An 18,608-nucleotide genomic window follows, 5' to 3' on the forward strand; every position below is an offset into this window, starting at 1 on the left:
ACGTAATTGCATCACTTATCTTGGCTCAATACATCTACACTGTGTCTGAATCCGACTCAGTTCTAAAAAATCTTACCTGTTCCCTGTTCCCTACTGCAAATCAAATCGGATTGCTATAGTATTGGTATTAGGTATCAGATATTGATCAAGATATCAATCTAAATAGTGAAAAATCTGACAATTTATAATTTTTATTTGATTTATTATTAACCAGTTTAAGTTGATGACAACTCTAATTTAATTATGCCTAGTTCCCAAAATTTTTCCACATCTTTAAATTTTCAAGGAGATTACCCCTGTCCTGTTTGTCGCATTGGTAAAATTTATCATATGTCATTAATGGAGGCTATGTCTTGTGACTTTTGCCAAGAAATTTTTACCGTAAATTTAGAACTACAACAAATTAAAATGCCTTCTAGAGAACCACCTTTAGTTTGGCGGTGGAATGGTTTTAAATGGACAGAAGCCCAGTTAGAAGGTGTAGAATTGGGTTGGGGTTATGTCTTGGCCGCAATTGGTTTTATATTTTTTCCTACTACATTAATTGCCATCGGCGCTTATCATTTTCCACCAGCACCTCATGATCCTCTTAGCTGGATACCATCTATCTGGACAGTACTCACTTTTTTATTACATTTAGCAATAATAGTTTGGATTTTAATTGAAATTTATCAAATCCCAATTATGGCGTATTTTCGAGCTATAAATCGCTGGAGAAATGAATTAACAAGGTGAATATTAAATAACACAAAATTGTATCCTTTTCAGGAAGGGGACTTAAAGCCACAATCTGACTTGCTGTCAGCATAGTAACATAAGCTACGGGCATATCTACGCCTTTGCTGCTATCCTTATGTAAGGGTATTAAACTGATATTATAGGTCTGTAGCAATATTAGATTTGCCCAATACTTTGAAAACATCTTCTCAGTAAGTCAGTGTAAATATTTATCGTTATGACTAGACAGGAAAGAGGAGAGTTTTCACTTTGTTTACATAGATATGTTTATTTACACATTTTTACTTGTATTTGTTTATCCTGTGGGAACTTTAGCGCAACAAAGTGTAGTAGTATTTTAGAGATAACTCACAAAAAATTATTGAATGGAAAAAATCGGAAATTGGGAATTAGAGAGAAAGAGACTTGAACAGTGATCTTTAGTAATTTTTAAAGACGCACTCGTTACAGGAGAATCTGGTCATGTCAAAAAGCCACTTCACTATCTGGGGCTGGGTAAAAGGCTAAATCGATAATCGATACAGAATCTGAAATCCCCTGTATGAATCTAGGGAGAGCCTCAATCAATATTTATACTGTCAAATGACGGCATCACTCATAATTAATTTAATGATTATTCTGATTGTCCACCAACACATTGTATGAGCGAACTGGAGCGGTATTACAGAGTCTTAGAATTAGAGCCTGGAGCAACACTAGAAGAAGTAAACCAGGCTTATAAAGATTTAGTGTTTGTTTGGCATCCTGATCGCCTTCCTAAAGACAACCACCGCTTACAAAAAAAAGCTCAAGACAAGCTCAAAGCCTTTAATGAAGCTCGTGACCAATTGCGTTCTTCAAAAGATAAGCCTGAAACTGCACATACTCATAGAACAACTCCGCAAAAAAAACCACCAACTACAAATTATCAACCACCAAATCAAAACCCAGACTTGAGTGGAAAAGATTTTAGTCGAGCCAACTTGAGTAACAAAGACTTATCTGGTAGAAACCTAAGTTATGCCAATTTGAGCGGTTCTAATCTCAGTGATACTTTTATGCACAAAGTTAATCTTAGAGGAGCGGACTTATCGGAAGCAAATTTGTTTAGAGCTAACCTACTATTAGCAGACTTAAGAGAAGCCAATTTACGCTCGGCTAATCTGATTGGTGCGGATCTCAGTGGTGCAGACTTGCGTGGTGCAGATTTGCGTGGTGCTAGAATTCGTTCAGGTGAAAGGCTATTGGTGAAACTGATTGGTGCTAACTTAGCTGGAGCTATTATGCCTGATGGGGTAATTCATAGTTGACACTAACCAAGCCTTTCAGGTAAAGAAATCTTAACAGTTGTAAAAATCCTGCCCCAATCATTGGTAAGACAAACAGGGAGGTAGTTAATTTTCTTAAAAAAAATCAAATAAGATTTCCATCGTGTAGAAAAACCTGAAAAACCTGGTTAACATTACTTGCAATATGGGAAACTTAGTAATATTCCTTATAAATCAGATTGCCCATGAATAGTATCATATATAACATTTTAGTCAAAATAATTAATGGAGAAGATCAGCAACTCAACATCTTTAAGAGTAGTGTCAAGGTAGATTCACCCGAATTAATTGCCATAATTGAAAGATAACTAGCAAAAGAGTCCTTGGTCATTAGTGACGACTTAAAAAGTCTTATATTATTGATTATTGACTTAGGAAAAACACTTTTTAATTAATTGGTGTTAAATTGTCATGAATATTGTAATAATTGGTTGTGGTTATGTTGGTTATGCAGTTGCTCAATATTGGCAACGAAATAATAATTTTGGGATTACTACAACCACAACTAATCCTGAGCGTGTCCCCGGATTACAAGCCGTATCTCAAAAAGTTATCATTACCCAAGGGAATGATACAGAAAGTCTAAAAGCAGCATTAAAAAATCAAGATGTTGTTCTATTAACTGTGGGAGCGAAAAGTGCAATTTCCTATGAAGAAACTTATCTGCAAACTGCTAAAACATTAGTTTCAGTATTAAGAGATTGTCCTAATATTCGCCAATTGATATATACAGGAAGTTATTCAATTTACGGTGATAGAAATGGTGTCTGGGTAGATGAAGAAACTCCACCAGCACCAGCTAACCTTAATGCTCAGATTCTTCGTAAAACTGAGGATGTTTTACTGTCAGCCGAGAATGAAAACATTCGCGTTTGTATTTTACGTTTGGGGGGAATTTATGGACCCGGTAGAGAATTAAAAAAAATATTTGCACAAATCGCAGGGACAACTCGTCCTGGTAATGGCGAAGATATCACAAATTGGATTCATCTCGATGATATTGTTGGTGCTATCGAATTTGCTCGCAATCACCGCTTACAAGGTATATATAATCTTGTTGATGATGCACATCTTACCAGTCGAGAATTAATTGATCATGTATTAACAAAACATAATCTACCTAATGTTATGTGGGATGCAGCGAGTAAAAGTACCCGTCAATATAATACCTGGGTATCAAATCAAAAGCTAAAAGATGCAGGTTACAATTTAATTCATCCCCAGATAATTTTTTAGCGAATATTAAATTTAGAATCATGCAGCCATCAACCGTAGCTAATACATCTTCTGCAATACCGCCTAGTTCTGAATTTTATTCTTGGCAGACTCATCATTGTGCTTATGAAGTTCATCAACCGATAAATTCAACTCCAGTAGGTATTCCGGTGCTATTAATTCATCCCATTGGGGTAGGATTATCAAGGAAATTTTGGCAGAGATTTATCCGTGAATGGTATCAGACAAATCACCACAACTCTATTTACAATCTTGATTTATTGGGATGTGGTGAAAGTGATATGCCACGCAAAGCTTATACACCAATTGATTGGGCAAAACAGTTACAACATTTTTTACAAACAGTAGTCAAAAAACCTGTGATTTTAATAGCACAGGGTGCTTTATCTCCAGTAGCAATTGAATTAGTTAAACTGGAACCAAATTTAATTGCCGGAATTATATTTTCTGGTCCAACTGCTTGGAGTGTGACTACTAAAAATGCACCTAAATGGCAACAAAAACTACTATGGAGTATCTTTGATTCACCTATAGGTAATGCTTTTTTCCGCTATGCACGTACTCGTAAATTTTTAGCTTCTTTCTCAACTGAAAAACTGTTTGCATCTGCTGATACTGTGGATGAGGAATGGCTAAATACTCTATCAGCAGATGCTCAAAATATGGGTGGACGTTATGCTGTATTTTCCTTTTTAGCGAGATTTTGGCAACGGGATTATAGTGGTGATATTGCGGCTATTGTACAACCAACCTTAGTAGTTTTGGGAGATATAGCATCAGCTATTAGTAAGGAAGGAAAAGCAGAAACGCCAGATGAACGTTTAGCGGATTATCTAGCTTGTTTACCTCAAGGACAGGGGATAAAAATTAAGGGAAGAAATGTTTTACCCTATGAATCAACATCTGAATTTGTAGCGGCTATATCCCCATTTGTTAATGAACTTTCTTAGCTCATATCTTGTAGCTTGAATGCTTAAGTTTATCCACATCAAATAATCCAAAATATACAGGAATCATATTTGATTTTTGTGTAATTAAGCCAGAAAAAAACAACCTATCTCAATTTAAGTAATACCAATTTTCTGTGAGGTTGCACATAATTCTCAAATTCATTGATTTATCTGTCTTTATCCACGTTTATCTGCGTGCATCTGCGTATCCTTCTCTTCTCCTGTCGGAGACGCTACGTGAACGGGATCTTGCTACAATTGTTCTATGCAGCTTCATATTTAGGACTTACGCAAGTGTTACACTAAAAATCTGTTTTAGGGTGCGTCAGACTGCATAAATCCAGCAAATAAACAGATTGTTGATATCTGACGTGGTTGGTGAGCTTGCCGAACCACACCCTACCAATGTGCCAGTTGCGTAAGTCCTGATATTAATCTGGTATAACTATTGGTATTGAAATTGACTCCTAATCAGGGCTTTAGACTTCAAAATAGGGTTGTAGCCCTGACTACAAACTTTTAATTAGTTACGTTCTTTTATTTATTGCGCTACGCATAAGTAGCCATCATGAACTGTGTACACCAGAACACATGAAAAAAAACTTCTTATTCCCCTCCACGAAACAGCGGGGAGGGGTTAGGGGTGGGGTCTTATTTTCAAGTCAGGTGTCCGTTAAAAATTGTCGTTGGGGTAAGGCAGGGAGCAGGGGGCTTTCTAGCAGGGGGAAAGAGGGTTTCAGCCCTATTTACTTTTCTTCACATACCTTTAAATTTTTCTGTTTACCTACTTAGAACCAAATTGACCTACCTTTCATCATCTCATTTACTTAAACAAGTATCTTTTGCTACTCTGTGCGAAGTATCATCAGTCAAATCTGATGGCAATCAAATGTTCTGATTGCCACTCTCGTGTCAAACTGATGAAGGAATCTTAATCACAAAATTATAGGAGTGGTGGAAATGGATGTCAGCTTGATTGTGTCCAACATCTTGAATCCACCTGTATTGGCTTTTTTTATGGGGATGTTGGCGGTTTTCCTGAAGTCAGATTTGGAAATTCCTGCACCTATTCCCAAGCTGTTTTCCCTTTATCTGCTATTTGCTATTGGGTTTAAGGGTGGTGTGGAACTGGTAAAAAGTGGTATCAGTCAGGAGGTGATTTTCACCATGCTGGCGGCGGTTTTAATGGCTTGTGTGGTTCCGATTTATACTTTTTTTATTCTCAAGGTCAAACTGGACTCTTACAACGCTGCGGCGATCGCTGCTACTTATGGTTCAATTAGTGCTGTCACCTTTATCACGGCTAGTTCTTTTCTCACTCAACTGGGTATTAGCTTTGATGGCTATATGGTAGCAGCCCTGGCTTTGATGGAATCTCCAGCGATTGTTGTTGGTTTGATCTTAGTAAAATTATTTACTGCTGATGAAAGTGATAGAGAGTTTAATTGGTCGGAAGTATTACAAGAAGCATTCCTAAATAGTTCCGTATTTCTCCTAGTTGGTAGCCTGATTATGGGTTTACTTACAGGTGAACATGGTTGGACGACTTTAAAACCGTTTACACAGGATATGTTTTACGGAGTCCTCACTTTCTTCTTGTTAGATATGGGACTTCTGGCGGCAAAAAGAATCAAAGATTTACAAAAAACCGGCGTTTTCTTAATCTTATTTGCCATACTAATACCCATAGTCAATGCTGGAGTTGGTTTAATTATTGCTAAACTAATCGGTATGCCCCAAGGAGATGCTCTGTTATTTTCCGTGTTGTGCGCTAGTGCTTCTTACATTGCAGTTCCAGCAGCTATGCGATTAACAGTTCCTGAAGCTAATCCTAGTTTATACGTTTCTACTGCTTTAGCTGTGACATTTCCTTTTAACATCATCATTGGCATACCCTTTTATTTATACGCAATTAATATATTTTGGAGTTGAAATTATGCAGTTGGTTAAACGGCTAGAAATTTTTGCTAATTACGTCGAAGTCGGCAAGATTTTAGAAGCTTTAGACAAGGCTGGTGTCCCTGAACATACTGTTATTAAGAATGTTGCTGGTAAAGGTAGGGGGGGAACAGATAGTGATGATTTAGCAATGACATTGCTAGATAACATTTATATTATTGCTTTCTTTGCTCCTGAAAAATTGCCGCTGGTGGAGATGCAGATTCTCAAAATTTTAAATAAGTTTGGTGGGAGTTGTTTTATTTCTGATGCAATGGAATTGAAAACAACCAAGTGTGTTGGTTAGTTCAATATAAAATTCATCATCAAATTATTCAGTTCTCTAATAACTCCGATATCTGAATTGTTGAAAATAGTATTCTTTCGGTATATGCAAAAAATCAAGAACCTGATTACAATACTCAAGGTGAAATCTAATTCCCTTGTATGATTAATCATGGAAAACTTCGTTTTTTACAATCCTGTTAAAATCCTATTTGGTAAAGGTCAAATCGCCAACGTTGCAGCGGAAATACCCGCAGATGCGAAAATTCTCATTACCTATGGTGGTGGTAGCATTAAAGCCAATGGTGTTTATGATCAAGTAAAATCAGCCTTAGCTGGAAGGAATGTATTTGAGTTTGGTGGGATTGAACCTAACCCCCACTTTGAAACTTTGATGAAAGCAGTGGAATTAATCCGCAAAGAAGGGATTGATTTTCTCTTGGCTGTGGGTGGTGGTTCTGTCTCTGACGGAACTAAATTTATAGCTGCTGCGGTTCCTTTTGTGGGTGATCCTTGGGATATTTTAGCCAAGGGTGCAGCGGTAACTGCGGCTTTACCAATGGGTGTGGTTTTGACTTTACCCGCGACTGGTTCGGAAATGAATCCAACTTCGGTGATTACCAAGTCGGAAACTCAACAAAAGCTATATTTCGCTAGTCCCTTGGTGTTTCCTAAGTTTTCAGTTCTTGACCCAGAAACAACTTTTTCCCTCCCTCCCAGACAAATTAGTAATGGGATAGTTGATGCTTTTACTCATGTGATGGAACAGTATTTAACCTATCCTGTCAATGCACCATTACAAGATCGGATGGCTGAATCAATTTTAAAAACTTTGATTTCAGAAGGTCCAAAAACTTTAGCAAATCCTACAGATTATGATGCACGAGCGAATTTAGTTTGGTCAGCAACAATGGCGTTAAATGGGTTAATTGCTGTTGGTGTTCCCCAAGATTGGACTACTCACATGATCGGTCATGAATTGACAGCTTTGCATGGTTTAGATCATGCTCAAACTTTGGCAATTGTATTACCAAATACATTGACAATTAAACGCGATTGCAAATGGCAAAAACTTCTCCAATATGCAGATAGAGTTTGGGATATTGTGGGTGGTTCTGAAGCAGAACGGGTAGACGCAGCAATTACTAAAACTCGTGATTTCTTTGAATCAGTTGGTGTCCGCACTCGGTTATCTGATTATGGTGTGGGGGTAGAAACTATTCCCGCAGTAATCAAAAATTTAGAAAAGCATGGGATGATAGCTTTGGGGGAAAATAAAGATGTTAATCTGCAAGCTGTTGAGAAGATTTTAGCTCTTTGTGCTTAGAAATTAAATTTTTGAGGGTAGGTATTTTACCTACCCATAACAAAGCAATTTTTAATATCTAAAATTTTTCAACTTGAGACAACAACAATATTGCTACAGATTCTATAATATAATTATTGATCACCACCACAGGAGTCCGTATGACCCAGATATATGAGGGAGTACGCTGGACAAGTTCAGACCTTGAACTCTTGCCAGATAACGGCAACCGTTATGAGATAATTAATGGAGAATTATTTGTGACAAGAGCGCCACATTGGAAACATCAAAAAGCTTGTACCAGAATTGCTAACGTACTCGATAGTTGGTCATTATCGACAGGTTTAGGAGAAGCTGTAACTGCTCCCGGTATTATTTTTACTGATGCTGATAACGTCATTCCTGATGTAGTTTGGGCAAGTAATGAAAGGTTAGCAACTTTATTAGATGATGATGGACATTTAACAGGTGCGCCAGAATTAGTAATTGAAGTGCTTTCTGCTGGTGTGGAAAATGAACGCCGAGATAAAGAAGTGAAATTAAAGCTTTATGCTTCTAGAGGTGTGCAGGAATATTGGATAATGAATTGGCGGTTACAACAAATAGAAGTTTATCGAAGAGAAAGGGCAATTTTAGTATTAGTAGAAACTCTGTTTGCTAATGATGAGTTAATATCGCCTTTACTGCCTGGATTTAGTTGTGTTGTGGATAGTTTATTTAAGTAGAAAATCCTTAAATTTAACATTGAAAGACAAATATTTTCTAGAAGTTAACCAAAATGGTACAAGCAATATTAAAAACTCTCACATTAGATGAGTTTCTGCAACTACCAGAAACAAAACCTGCTAGTGAGTATATTGATGGTCAAATTATTCAAAAACCGATGCTACAGGGAAAGCATAGTATAGTTCAAGGTGAACTTGTAGCTGCGATTAATGTTATTGTTAAACCTCAAAAAATTGCTCGTGCATTTCCTGAATTGCGTTGTACCTTTGGTGGACGTTCAATAGTACCTGATATTGCAGTTTTTGTGTGGGGTAGAATTCCTCGTGATGAAAATGGAGAAGTTTCTAACACATTTGCAATTTCTCCAGATTGGACAATTGAAATTGTATCACCTGATCAAAATCAGACAAAGGTAACTAAAAATATTTTGCATTGTTTAAAATATGGTACTCAAATGGGTTGGTTGATTGATCCAAGTGAACGGACTATTTTTGTTTATCATGCAAATCAACAAGTTGAGGTTTTTGATGAATTAGATATGTTAATTCCTGTACCATCTTTTGCTAGTGATTTACAATTGACAGTTGGTGAGTTGTTTGGTTGGTTGTTGGAGTGATAATATTGATTTATTAAGGCTTATTAAAAAAATCAGGTAGGCAATACCCACCTGACTCAAATCAACTATTATTTATTCAGTATGTGGTAGCAATGCCAATCAGTTATTTATCCTTAGTATCATCGCCATCAAGCCTTATTTTGCTAGGGTTAGCAGGTGGAGGAGATGCAGGTGGTTTTTTAGGTGGCTCATTTTTTTTGTCATTATTCTCTTGCTTATTAGGCATGGAAAACAATCTCATAGATAGTGAAGAACATACTAATACTAAACTAGCTTATGAATATACAGAAAGTTTCTTAAAAGATGTGAATAAAAGTATAGATTCACTTAATACTAAGATGACGACCGTCATAGGTTTTAGCGGTGTACTGCTGAGATTTTCAGCAGACCTCTCAGACAATGGTTACTGTTTATATATCAAAATTGCTGTTTGCGCTCTTCTTGCTATAGATATTGGTTTATGTATCATTGGATTAATGCCATCTCCATGTGGTGATACCGTCTCACCTGAAGATTTGTTAGATGGAGAGTGGTATTACAAATCAGATGAAAGATGTCGTCACTATATTGCTAGTGCATGGAAAGGAGCAATAAAACAACTTGAACTTCAAGCAAAAAACAAGGGAGAGTGTTTAAGATATGCTATGTGGAGTTTGGCTTCATCAACAATATTATTTGCTGTTAGTATAATCATGGAAGCAATAGCTAAAAGTGTGATTGGGCAAAATCCTTATCCTATTCAATTTCTTTAAAAGAAAAAGAACCAGAACGCATATTATATCTAGCAGTTCCCGATTCAACATATCAGTCATTATTTGGAGAAGTTCTCATCCAAAAAGTCCTACAAAACTATCCTGTTAAACTAGTTGTTTATGATGAAGTAACAGAGGTAATAAGATTATGGATAAACTAAATTACTATCGCCAATGTTTGCGAGAATTTCTCACGCAATACGCAAAATATGGCTCAGAAGATCAAAATATGGAAACCCAATTGATCTTTGATACAGAAAATGATCATTACCTTTTATTGCGAACTGGTTGGGATAAAAAACGCCGAATTCATTCCTGTATATTTCATTTTGATATCAAAGATGGAAAAATTTGGCTTCAGGAAAATAATACAGATATTGATGTTGGCGAAGAACTAGAAGAAATGGGAATTTCTAAACAAGAAATTGTCATAGGTTTTCATTATCCTGCACTGAGACAACATTCTCAATATGCTGTTTCTTAATATTGATTTAGCTGTATGGGCTTGTGGTGGAACTGATTAAAAAATTACTCTAAATTTCTCTGCATTTAGCTGCATTATTTCCTAACTTATCTAACAACCACTTCACAGCACTTTCCACATCTGCAACTTGTTCTCCTGCTGGTACTAATGGACGTTTCACCATCACCACTTTTATTCCCATTTCTCGCGCAGCAATAATTTTAGGATAAGTGGCATTACCACCGCTATTTTTGCTAACAATAGTATCTATTTGATAGTGACTTAAAATTTCCCTTTCATCTGCTAAAGAAAAGGGTCCGCAATCACACAAAACTAAACCAGGAGGAATAACAACATCAGCATTTGGTGGATCAATCATTCGCATCAAAAACCAAATTTCCTGCAAATGGGAAAAAGCAGAGATTTCTTGTCTCCCAATAGTTAAAAATACCCTTTGTGCTTCATTTTCCAACGCTGCGGCCGCATTGATAATATTTTCTACTTCAATCCAGATATCGCCCTCCTCTTGTTCCCAAGCCGGACGAATCATCATTAAACGGGGAATACCTACTTCCCTTGCTGCATTTGCTGCATGAAAAGAAATCTGATTTGCAAAAGGGTGAGTAGCATCAATTAACACATCAATTTGCATTTGATGCAAATAAATAGCCAATCCTTCCACACCACCAAAACCACCAATACGGAAATTACCAACAGGGGTAGAAGGTTCGCGGGTACGACCGGCTAAAGATGATATTGCTTCAATTCCAGGAATATTCGCCACCTTTGCGGCTAATTCAGCTGCATCACCCGTTCCACCGAGAATTAACACACGCAGCATAGCAATTTGGGACTTTAGATTTTATAAACTCTTACTGCGACTTTGCGAGAGATAAATTCATACTTTTAATCAGCACCGCTGAATTTTTACTAATTAAAATCTTAAACCCACTCCACCTTGTAAAGATAAAGCTGTACCTCCACTGTTGCGGTAAGCATCAAAAGCAATAATAGCATTACCAAAAATCACAGTCTTGCTATTAGGTACAACATAATCAATTCCCGGCTGCAAAGCAAAGCTAATTTTATTACCCACAGGGGAAGCTGTATTCCCACTAGTTAATACCATCCCAGCACCCAAGTAAACATCAGTTTGCCAGTTGAGAGGGAGATCATAAGAAACTGTAGGCACAACTGCTGTACCTTGACCAATTAAAGCTTGAGCGCGGAAAGAAACTGGTGTTTCTAGTAACTTGTAGCGGGCAGCCAACACCCCACCAAGTTGAGTACCATCACTCAGCCCCAATGTTGGGCCTATACCAACATAGCTACCATAAGCTACTTGAGCTTGTGCTGCTTGGGTATTGATAGTCAAACTCAAAACCGCACCAACTCCTAGAACTGAAATTAAATATGGAAGATGGTTCATAACCTCACTCCTGACACCGTATAAATAACTATATTATCTAAGTTATCCCAGGAAAAAAAGGAAAGTGTCCAAAGAGACAGGGGAGGAAGAATATTTCTAGAAAAGGGAAGAATTTATAAATTCTCCATTTCCTCGGATATCCTCCTTACAAATACCCTCCCCCTATCACGACAAATTAAGGACAACGGGGATGAATGCCACCTTTAGTACAAATGAAAGCCAGTTGCTTGGGATCTAGATTTTTAGCTTCAGTAAAATCCACACCCTGGACTATAGCAGCTTGTGAACCGAGATCAGAAGTTTGGACAAACTGATCTGCGGGGTCTTGTTTGGCAGGGAAGAGTGTAGTACCTTGAAAATCTGCTCCGTTCAAATTTGCGCCCCGTAAATCTGCACGACTTAAATCGGCATTTCGCAAGTTAGCATTTTCCAAATTAGCAGAGCGCAAAACAGCACCAGAAAGACGAGCCGTACTGAAGTTAGTATTGCTCAGATTAGCATTATCTAAATAAGCTTCAGATAAGTCTGAACCTTGCCAATCAGTGTTAGTTAAATTGGCAGATGATAACTGTGTGCCGATCGCAGAAACACGACCTAAATGAGCAGCATATAAATTGGCTTCCATTAATTTAGCATCACTGATATCTGCCCCAGTGAGACTGGCATTTTCCAAGACTGCTTTCTGTAAATCGCTGCCTATTAGCTGGGCGCTGCTGAGATTTGCACCTACTAAACGGGCGTTGGATAAGTTCGCTTTGTTGAGGATAGCGCGGCTTAAATCGCTGCGATTCAGCAATACTCGACTGAGGTTAGCATCAGAAAGGTTGGCTTGCTTCAACTGAGTTTTACTCAAATCAGCGATGACATCATCATAAGTATCCCAACGTCCATCTTCACCCACACTACGGAAGCGACTACCTTTCAAACTAGCCCGATTCAGATTGGCAGCTTTAAAAATCACTCCAGATAAATCAGTGTTGTTTAGTACCAAGTTAAATAAAGAAGTTGCTTCAGAGCTGTTCGTCCCCAGTTGGGTGCTGCTCAAATCGATGTCATTAATTTTGCCGCTATAGACAGTCAAAATTTTATTGATAGCCTGTTGGTTAAGACTTAATTGCTTTTGTCTAAGCTCTTGGTTTGGGCTGTTACCTGCTGATTCCAGTTCCCCTGAGAGAAACTGATTCATGCGTTTTAATTCTGGCAGAGCTTGGGGTCCAATATTTGCTAAAGCCTGTTGGATTGTATCTAATATGTTGGGATCAGTTTCCTTAACCAGCAAATCTACGAGAAATTTGATGGACTGTGTGTCGTTGATACCACCCAAAACCAGAATTGCCCTTTGGCGTTCCTCATTGGTGATACCAGCATTAGGATTGAGTTGTTTTACTAGTTCGAGAAACTTTTCGCTGTTAATTTGCTGGGTTTTTCGCAGGCTTTCTTGGTTTTGGACGTAGATTTGTGTCCCAACTAAAGTTGATAAAACCGCAATCATGCTGGCTACACCCACCAACAACAGGGTTAGATTGGGGCTACCCAGCTTCACCTCTGTGGAGATAGGTTGCTGACTAGATGTATTTACCCCATCCTCATTTTCTGATGGTGACTCCTCATTGCTAGGACTAACCGTGGTTTTAACCCGCTTGTTGCCAGTTATGGCATCAATGGTGTAAGTACCTGCTAACTGATCATGGAAGGCACGACGGCGCTTTTGGGAAGGCCAGCCCATGGCTTGTCCTAGCACCATTAACACAGCTAAAAATGTGAACAGACCTAAGTTAGGAAAGGCAAAGCTGTAGCGCCAAAGCAAATAGGCGATGGAAACTGGCACAGACCAGCGTCCTAGTCCTTCCCGCACGACTACAGCGCCCAAACCGGGGGCGTTACCTTCTTCATTAACTACCTTGACACCAAACCTCCGTTTGGGGATGGTGCTGCCGGTTTTACCCAGTAAATACAATTGCCACCAGGAGAGGGTAATTGGTGCTAATAGGGCGACTGTCCAGAGGAAATTAGTCGGCCAGGCCACATTTCTAATACCGTAACTGACGGGTAAAGCTAAAGGGCGGGCGATCGCTCTTTCTGTGACTACCAACACTGGATTCAGCGGCACTCGATTGATATCGCTGCGAGAATTGGCATAAACACCCATGCCAAAGGGAACCAAGCCACTGGCAACTACTAGTGTCATTTCCACTGCCCAAGCTGCACAACGCCTTGTTACTAGGGGTAGGGAATTAGCTTTTTCTGGTTTTTTGGACTGGCTAGATTGATTAATATTTGTCCTGACAGTTGGGGTCGTCATTGCATAATTCCCTTTGACTTTATGTTTACGCCACTCTCGGCGCGGTTAAAATAGACTATTGCTTATTTTGAAAGCTATTAGACACAAAAAATTTGTATCCAAGATACACTAACACTGCTAAAAGTGCCAGACTAATTACAGATGCCACCAGTTTAAACACTGTTTGTAACACCAAAAAGCCTAAAAAGATCGCCAAACCGGCAACGGCAACCTTTTTTATTCCCGCTAAACTTTGGAACCATAAACGCGATCGCTCTAAATATGAGTTCAATTTGGCAAATCCAGACGAGGGTGTCTGTTGTTGTGTTTCTGATTGGGTAGGGGTTGTGGAAAATGAATTCATCTCCTCCTCTAGCTTTTGGAGACGACGTTGCCAGTCTTCTTCTGATTTTGGATTCATGAATTTTGTTTACCTCAGCTAGGACACCTATTTTACAACCAATCAACCAAATCCTTGCTGTAGCGGTTGTCTGAAGTAGGTGGGCGGGAATATTTATCCTTAGGATTAAGCACTAGGAAAGAAGGTTCTAACCTTGTTAATTTTTCTTCACAATAGTTATGCTGATTTGTGCGGCGTTGCATAATTGCGGGATGATTTGAGAATCCGCATCAATATATAATCACCGCGTCTGGAGCGTCTCCGTGTCCCCGCGTCAGCCTCAATCATCCCCTTATTCAGCAACGCCATTTGTGCATACCTACTGAGTGATTTTAGTAATGTCTATATGTGCAACACCTCTATAGCTAGGAAAAATCATGTATTTTACCGATATTACAGGAATCAAGGGCGTAAATTTACGGCTTTTGCTGCCAATCTGAAGGATACAATTTATTAGGTACTACAACTTAAACATGATTAAATTTGAGTATCAGTAAGATTTTTCTGTCTTTCTGCTGACGCTTCAGGACATTTTATTTTAATGTTTTGATTTTTGAACAGACACGTAGGCTGCGTTAGTGGTAGCGTAACGCACCAAAGCTTGAATAAGTTTGGAACTAAACACAATATTCAGGGTCTTCGCTAATGAATTTCATTTTGTCCAACTACTTAAAAATTTATACTTTCTCTGTCGGAACCAAACTGACTTGCTTACGTCTCAATAACCAGATAGAGATAATATCATGTCCGGTTAAAGACTTATCATTAGGGAACCGCGCTCAAGACACGGGGACGCTCTTACACGGAGAGTTTTTTTGATAAGCAATTAGCCGGACTTGATATAGTTTATAAATTTATTAAATTTATAAATTTATAAATTTTTATATCAACAGTTGGGAGCATTAATTAAAATGAAGACTTTAAAACTTTTGAATCTTGTTCCCGCAATCTTGGCTATAAGTTTGGTGTTCAACCCAGTTAGTTTTGCCCAGACTCCAACCATTGTAATTGATAAAAATCTCCAGTCAGATCCAACTATTGTCAATGGAACGTCTGGAGGAAGTGTCAAGAGCAATTGCGGAAATATTAGCGCTGCACCTAGTCAAGTTATTCAGGTTAAAAAACCACTACCTTACTTGCGTTTAACAGTTGAGAGCCAAGGAAAGTCTACGCTGTTAATTGAGGGTCCTGGGGGGCGCTTTTGTGTGATGGCAGATAATTATTCAGGAGATAAGCCAGAACTTTCTGGTTTTTGGCCGATTGGGCAATACTTGATTTATATAGGCAATTTATCCCCACAGCAGTATCCCTATACCCTATCAATTTCACAACAAAATAAGTAGTCAAAGTAATTGATAATTAATTAATTAATTACTTCTGACTATTGAAAATTAATCTTCCCGTGATTTGGGTGGGACTTCAATGGCTGTGATATCAATTGTGTCATCTGGTGTGAAGCGGCGAAATTTACCATTTTGTACTAATAGCTGTTCTCCGCAATTTGGACATTGTAACTGGCTGTTATTTAAACCTGTCGATTCAAACCCGCAGACGGGACACTTGTCAGTAACCAAGCTACGTTGTAGCCACCAGCGAAACGCAACGAAGCCTATGATAGGTGTCACCAGGAACAGTCCCACAATAATTAGCAAGGAATTGACTAACCAGCCTAAGCCCAATGATCCTAATAACCAGATTACTACTAAGAATATGAGCCAAGGGCGGAGATTATCAAGATTTAATTGAAAGTTATTAAAGCGCATTTCTCAATTTTTTTCTACTTTCACTTTATCTTAGTCATTGGTCAGCAAAGAGGAGGAGAGCAGCATTTGTTGTAAACGTTGTTGAAAAGCTTGTATACCAAAAACAGCGATCGCTTGCTCTCGTAACCATTTTCCATCACAACGCTGTTCATGACCTTGAAGAATTTCAATACAAGCTGCTGCTACTGCATCAGAATGTCGGTATGGTACTCTCCATCCTAGTTTACCATCTTGTAAGGGATCAGATGAACCATCATCGTCACCAGATAAAACTGGGACACCACAAGCCATTGCTTCTAGATAAACTATGCCAAAGCCTTCTTGAGAGGGCATAACATAGGCATCCGCTAGACGGTAGTGTAACATTAATGCTTCTGTAGCTACAAAACCGGCAAAGATCACGCGATCGCTCACACCTAAATCTTGTGCTAACTGAGCTAATCGTGGTTGGTCATCACCACGACCAATTACCAAATATTTTACCTCTGGAAATACCTGGATAATTTGCGGTAATGCTCTAATTGTGACATCTACACCTTTGTAAATATCCCCAGACCATAAACGCGCTACAGTCATTAATACCTTGGCATTATTTAAGCCATACTTCTCAACTAATTCTGGTGCTTTGAAGCCAGGAGTAAATTTATCCCCATCAATAGCACAAGGTAACATCTTTACCTGAAGAGGATTTATCCCATTAGCAGCACAAGCACGATCTCGACTATAGCGACTAATTGTCCAAATCGTCGAAGCTGAAGCCAACGCCCGTCTTTCTTGATTTTTTAGCGGTGTCCAGACTTCCTTCCCATAAGTTAATACAGTATAAGGAATACCCAAGGGCTGACATAAAATTTGGATAAGTCTCGCTAACTTAATATGACCACAGAAAACCTGTTGTGGTCTGTTTTGAATGAGATATCGAAATAATGCCAAAGCCAATTTAATTCTCCCTATTTTGGGGGAATTACCTTTAAAATAATGAAATTTTAAATTTTCTGATGCAAAAGGATTAACACAATCAGGACTATCCCGCAATAAGAAAACTTCCGCTTGACAACTTTGATTTAATCCCTGATAAGCACGAAAAATATCCTTAACATAGGATTGAATTCCACCTTCAAGGGCAAAAATTTCTAAGAACACAAATACATGATTGGCTCTCTCGTTAAATTTTCCACTTGAAGTTACTTTATCTGCCACTTGATTAATTACCATTGTTGGATAGATATTATATTGGTAAAGCCGATATAAAAGGCGTAACTTTGCCACTTTGCAAACCTTCCAAATCTGTTTTTACCATCTTTTCTAAAAGTTGTTCAAAACTAACTTTTGGTTCCCAGCCCAGATTTTGTTTGGCTTTACTGGGATTAGCAACGAGTTGAAAATGTTCATCTGCCCGTAACAAATTGCTATTAGTAACTACGTAATTTCGCCAATCTAATTCCACACAATCAAAAGCCGTGGCGATTAATTCTCTGACACTGTGGAGTTTACCTGTGCCAATCACATATTCCTCCGGCTCATCAACCTGTAGCATTCGCCACATAGCTTCAACATGATCTCCAGCAAAACCCCAATCACGCTTGGCATCCAAGTTACCCATTTCTAAGGTTTGGGCTAAACCCAATTTAATCGATGCTACCGCTAAAGAGACTTTGCGTGTCACAAACTGAGGAGGACGTAGAGGAGATTCATGGTTATATAAAATACCACTACAAGCAAACAAACCATAACGCTGTCGGTGATGTACCATAGTCCAGTGAGCGTGTAATTTTGCTGCCGCATAGGGATTTTTGGGACGGAAAGTAGTTTCTTCATCTTGAGGAGAAACATCAACATCCCCAAACATTTCTGAACTGCTGGCTTGATAAAACCTTGTAGATAAACCAACTTGGCGGATTGCGTCTAATAACCGCGTAGCAGTGCCGGTGATCAGATCGAGAGTTCCTAAAGGATCATGCCAGGAATCGGGAACAAAACTCGGCGCAGCTAAATTGTAAATTTCGTGGGGCTGTAGTTGTTCGACAGCAGTTAATAAACCCGCACAATCTCTTAAATCAACGGTGTAAATTTCTACTTTATCTTTTAGACTTCCCAATTTTGACAAGTTAGGTTGTCGATGGGGAGATACCAAGCCCACGACTCGGTAATTTTGGTTAAGCAGTAAATGACTGAGATAGTAGCCATCTTGACCTGTAATGCCTGTAATTAGGGCTGTTTTTGTCATAATGAGAATATAGTATATTTATTAACGTAAGTTGCTAGTTAGATTAAGTAGGGTGCGTCAGAACCTGAAAATTAGCACTCTGTGCCTAAAATTATCCTGTCTGACGCACCTTACAGACTACAAAATCCCTGAAAATGAATAACTAAGAACTTGAGTTAGTATTATTTTTACAGAAAAATTGGTGTTTCCAT

General features: G+C 38.5%; 22 protein-coding genes. 14 read left to right on the plus strand and 8 right to left on the minus strand.

Annotation, left to right across the window (positions count from 1 at the left end; translation table 11 throughout):
• Positions 1-243: 243 nt before the first annotated feature.
• The 13 genes from ANA7108_RS0103055 to ANA7108_RS0103105 all read left to right on the plus strand — a co-directional run bounded on the left by ANA7108_RS0103055 (position 244) and on the right by ANA7108_RS0103105 (position 10,338).
• The gene (locus tag ANA7108_RS0103055) at positions 244-735 is read left to right on the plus strand and encodes a hypothetical protein (protein WP_016949292.1); all 492 of its coding nucleotides are present in this window, start codon (positions 244-246) and stop codon (positions 733-735) included.
• 644 nt (positions 736-1,379) lie between these two features.
• The gene (locus tag ANA7108_RS0103060; protein ID WP_016949293.1) at positions 1,380-2,027 is read left to right on the plus strand and encodes a pentapeptide repeat-containing protein; all 648 of its coding nucleotides are present in this window, start codon (positions 1,380-1,382) and stop codon (positions 2,025-2,027) included.
• 203 nt (positions 2,028-2,230) lie between these two features.
• Positions 2,231-2,353 (plus strand): hypothetical protein, encoded by a 123-nt coding sequence (locus ANA7108_RS31150; RefSeq protein ID WP_255344862.1) that lies wholly within the window; start codon positions 2,231-2,233, stop codon positions 2,351-2,353.
• Between the two features lie 103 nt (positions 2,354-2,456).
• Positions 2,457-3,281, plus strand: a complete 825-nt coding sequence (locus ANA7108_RS0103065) for an SDR family oxidoreductase (RefSeq protein ID WP_016949294.1) — start codon at positions 2,457-2,459, stop codon at positions 3,279-3,281.
• Between the two features lie 20 nt (positions 3,282-3,301).
• On the plus strand, positions 3,302-4,231 hold the full coding sequence (locus ANA7108_RS0103070; protein WP_016949295.1) for an alpha/beta fold hydrolase: 930 nt from the start codon (positions 3,302-3,304) through the stop codon (positions 4,229-4,231).
• 960 nt (positions 4,232-5,191) lie between these two features.
• Positions 5,192-6,163: a sodium-dependent bicarbonate transport family permease gene (locus ANA7108_RS0103075; RefSeq protein ID WP_016949296.1), complete on the plus strand. Its 972-nt coding sequence runs from the start codon at positions 5,192-5,194 to the stop codon at positions 6,161-6,163.
• A gap of 4 nt (positions 6,164-6,167) precedes the next feature.
• Complete coding sequence (locus ANA7108_RS0103080; protein ID WP_016949297.1) at positions 6,168-6,476, plus strand: hypothetical protein; 309 nt, start codon at positions 6,168-6,170, stop codon at positions 6,474-6,476.
• A gap of 150 nt (positions 6,477-6,626) precedes the next feature.
• Positions 6,627-7,781, plus strand: a complete 1,155-nt coding sequence (locus tag ANA7108_RS0103085; protein ID WP_016949298.1) for an iron-containing alcohol dehydrogenase — start codon at positions 6,627-6,629, stop codon at positions 7,779-7,781.
• 140 nt (positions 7,782-7,921) lie between these two features.
• On the plus strand, positions 7,922-8,485 hold the full coding sequence (locus ANA7108_RS0103090; protein WP_016949299.1) for a Uma2 family endonuclease: 564 nt from the start codon (positions 7,922-7,924) through the stop codon (positions 8,483-8,485).
• 53 nt (positions 8,486-8,538) lie between these two features.
• Positions 8,539-9,102 carry a Uma2 family endonuclease gene (locus tag ANA7108_RS0103095; protein WP_016949300.1) on the plus strand — a complete coding sequence of 188 codons (564 nt, stop codon included), beginning with the start codon at positions 8,539-8,541 and terminating at the stop codon, positions 9,100-9,102.
• 92 nt (positions 9,103-9,194) lie between these two features.
• The gene (locus ANA7108_RS0103100) at positions 9,195-9,854 is read left to right on the plus strand and encodes a hypothetical protein (protein WP_016949301.1); all 660 of its coding nucleotides are present in this window, start codon (positions 9,195-9,197) and stop codon (positions 9,852-9,854) included.
• Between the two features lie 20 nt (positions 9,855-9,874).
• Positions 9,875-10,015, plus strand: a complete 141-nt coding sequence (locus tag ANA7108_RS31325) for an element excision factor XisH family protein (protein WP_237741555.1) — start codon at positions 9,875-9,877, stop codon at positions 10,013-10,015.
• Positions 10,003-10,338: a XisI protein gene (locus ANA7108_RS0103105; protein WP_016949302.1), complete on the plus strand. Its 336-nt coding sequence runs from the start codon at positions 10,003-10,005 to the stop codon at positions 10,336-10,338. Before ANA7108_RS31325 ends, ANA7108_RS0103105 begins: the two co-directional genes overlap by 13 nt.
• A gap of 49 nt (positions 10,339-10,387) precedes the next feature.
• On the opposite strand, the gene ANA7108_RS0103110 is transcribed toward ANA7108_RS0103105, so the two are convergent.
• From ANA7108_RS0103110 to ANA7108_RS30060, 5 genes are all read right to left on the minus strand, one after another.
• The gene (locus tag ANA7108_RS0103110; protein WP_016949303.1) at positions 10,388-11,158 is read right to left on the minus strand and encodes a cobalt-precorrin-6A reductase; all 771 of its coding nucleotides are present in this window, start codon (positions 11,156-11,158) and stop codon (positions 10,388-10,390) included.
• Between the two features lie 93 nt (positions 11,159-11,251).
• Positions 11,252-11,746, minus strand: coding sequence for a hypothetical protein (locus ANA7108_RS0103115; RefSeq protein ID WP_016949304.1), 495 nt, complete (start codon positions 11,744-11,746; stop codon positions 11,252-11,254).
• Positions 11,747-11,921: 175 nt separating this feature from the next.
• Positions 11,922-14,048, minus strand: coding sequence for a pentapeptide repeat-containing protein (locus ANA7108_RS0103120; protein WP_016949305.1), 2,127 nt, complete (start codon positions 14,046-14,048; stop codon positions 11,922-11,924).
• 55 nt (positions 14,049-14,103) lie between these two features.
• Positions 14,104-14,448, minus strand: coding sequence for a hypothetical protein (locus tag ANA7108_RS0103125; protein WP_016949306.1), 345 nt, complete (start codon positions 14,446-14,448; stop codon positions 14,104-14,106).
• Positions 14,449-14,480: 32 nt separating this feature from the next.
• Positions 14,481-14,630 (minus strand): hypothetical protein, encoded by a 150-nt coding sequence (locus ANA7108_RS30060; RefSeq protein ID WP_016949307.1) that lies wholly within the window; start codon positions 14,628-14,630, stop codon positions 14,481-14,483.
• A 708-nt stretch (positions 14,631-15,338) separates the two neighbouring features.
• Between ANA7108_RS30060 and ANA7108_RS0103135 the strand changes: the two genes are divergently transcribed.
• The gene (locus ANA7108_RS0103135) at positions 15,339-15,770 is read left to right on the plus strand and encodes a hypothetical protein (protein WP_016949308.1); all 432 of its coding nucleotides are present in this window, start codon (positions 15,339-15,341) and stop codon (positions 15,768-15,770) included.
• 48 nt (positions 15,771-15,818) lie between these two features.
• Here the strand turns inward: ANA7108_RS0103135 and ANA7108_RS0103140 are convergent, their stop codons facing one another.
• The 3 genes from ANA7108_RS0103140 to ANA7108_RS0103150 are packed head-to-tail and all read right to left on the minus strand — an operon-like array spanning position 15,819 to position 18,417.
• On the minus strand, positions 15,819-16,190 hold the full coding sequence (locus tag ANA7108_RS0103140) for a hypothetical protein (protein ID WP_016949309.1): 372 nt from the start codon (positions 16,188-16,190) through the stop codon (positions 15,819-15,821).
• Between the two features lie 30 nt (positions 16,191-16,220).
• Complete coding sequence (locus tag ANA7108_RS0103145; RefSeq protein WP_016949310.1) at positions 16,221-17,405, minus strand: glycosyltransferase; 1,185 nt, start codon at positions 17,403-17,405, stop codon at positions 16,221-16,223.
• A 13-nt stretch (positions 17,406-17,418) separates the two neighbouring features.
• Entirely contained in the window at positions 17,419-18,417 is a 999-nt protein-coding gene (locus ANA7108_RS0103150; RefSeq protein WP_016949311.1) for a GDP-mannose 4,6-dehydratase, read from the minus strand.
• Between the last annotated feature and the right edge of the window lie 191 nt (positions 18,418-18,608).

Origin of the sequence: Anabaena sp. PCC 7108, assembly GCF_000332135.1 — a bacterium.
Classification (GTDB): Bacteria; Cyanobacteriota; Cyanobacteriia; order Cyanobacteriales; family Nostocaceae; genus Anabaena.

Bases quoted from the DNA above. Each gene is read 5' to 3' on its own strand.
- ANA7108_RS0103065 (WP_016949294.1), top strand. From the start codon at position 2,457: ATGAATATTGTAATAATTGGTTGTGGTTATGTTGGTTATGCAGTTGCT.
- ANA7108_RS0103145 (WP_016949310.1), bottom strand. From the start codon at position 17,405: ATGGTAATTAATCAAGTGGCAGATAAAGTAACTTCAAGTGGAAAATTT.
- ANA7108_RS0103110 (WP_016949303.1), bottom strand. From the start codon at position 11,158: ATGCTGCGTGTGTTAATTCTCGGTGGAACGGGTGATGCAGCTGAATTA.
- ANA7108_RS0103075 (WP_016949296.1), top strand. From the start codon at position 5,192: ATGGATGTCAGCTTGATTGTGTCCAACATCTTGAATCCACCTGTATTG.
- ANA7108_RS31150 (WP_255344862.1), top strand. From the start codon at position 2,231: ATGAATAGTATCATATATAACATTTTAGTCAAAATAATTAATGGAGAA.
- ANA7108_RS0103085 (WP_016949298.1), top strand. From the start codon at position 6,627: ATGGAAAACTTCGTTTTTTACAATCCTGTTAAAATCCTATTTGGTAAA.
- ANA7108_RS0103105 (WP_016949302.1), top strand. From the start codon at position 10,003: ATGGATAAACTAAATTACTATCGCCAATGTTTGCGAGAATTTCTCACG.
- ANA7108_RS0103120 (WP_016949305.1), bottom strand. From the start codon at position 14,048: ATGACGACCCCAACTGTCAGGACAAATATTAATCAATCTAGCCAGTCC.
- ANA7108_RS0103095 (WP_016949300.1), top strand. From the start codon at position 8,539: ATGGTACAAGCAATATTAAAAACTCTCACATTAGATGAGTTTCTGCAA.
- ANA7108_RS0103125 (WP_016949306.1), bottom strand. From the start codon at position 14,448: ATGAATCCAAAATCAGAAGAAGACTGGCAACGTCGTCTCCAAAAGCTA.
- ANA7108_RS0103060 (WP_016949293.1), top strand. From the start codon at position 1,380: ATGAGCGAACTGGAGCGGTATTACAGAGTCTTAGAATTAGAGCCTGGA.
- ANA7108_RS0103140 (WP_016949309.1), bottom strand. From the start codon at position 16,190: ATGCGCTTTAATAACTTTCAATTAAATCTTGATAATCTCCGCCCTTGG.
- ANA7108_RS0103055 (WP_016949292.1), top strand. From the start codon at position 244: ATGCCTAGTTCCCAAAATTTTTCCACATCTTTAAATTTTCAAGGAGAT.
- ANA7108_RS30060 (WP_016949307.1), bottom strand. From the start codon at position 14,630: ATGCAACGCCGCACAAATCAGCATAACTATTGTGAAGAAAAATTAACA.
- ANA7108_RS0103070 (WP_016949295.1), top strand. From the start codon at position 3,302: ATGCAGCCATCAACCGTAGCTAATACATCTTCTGCAATACCGCCTAGT.
- ANA7108_RS0103115 (WP_016949304.1), bottom strand. From the start codon at position 11,746: ATGAACCATCTTCCATATTTAATTTCAGTTCTAGGAGTTGGTGCGGTT.
- ANA7108_RS0103090 (WP_016949299.1), top strand. From the start codon at position 7,922: ATGACCCAGATATATGAGGGAGTACGCTGGACAAGTTCAGACCTTGAA.
- ANA7108_RS0103135 (WP_016949308.1), top strand. From the start codon at position 15,339: ATGAAGACTTTAAAACTTTTGAATCTTGTTCCCGCAATCTTGGCTATA.
- ANA7108_RS0103150 (WP_016949311.1), bottom strand. From the start codon at position 18,417: ATGACAAAAACAGCCCTAATTACAGGCATTACAGGTCAAGATGGCTAC.
- ANA7108_RS0103080 (WP_016949297.1), top strand. From the start codon at position 6,168: ATGCAGTTGGTTAAACGGCTAGAAATTTTTGCTAATTACGTCGAAGTC.
- ANA7108_RS0103100 (WP_016949301.1), top strand. From the start codon at position 9,195: ATGCCAATCAGTTATTTATCCTTAGTATCATCGCCATCAAGCCTTATT.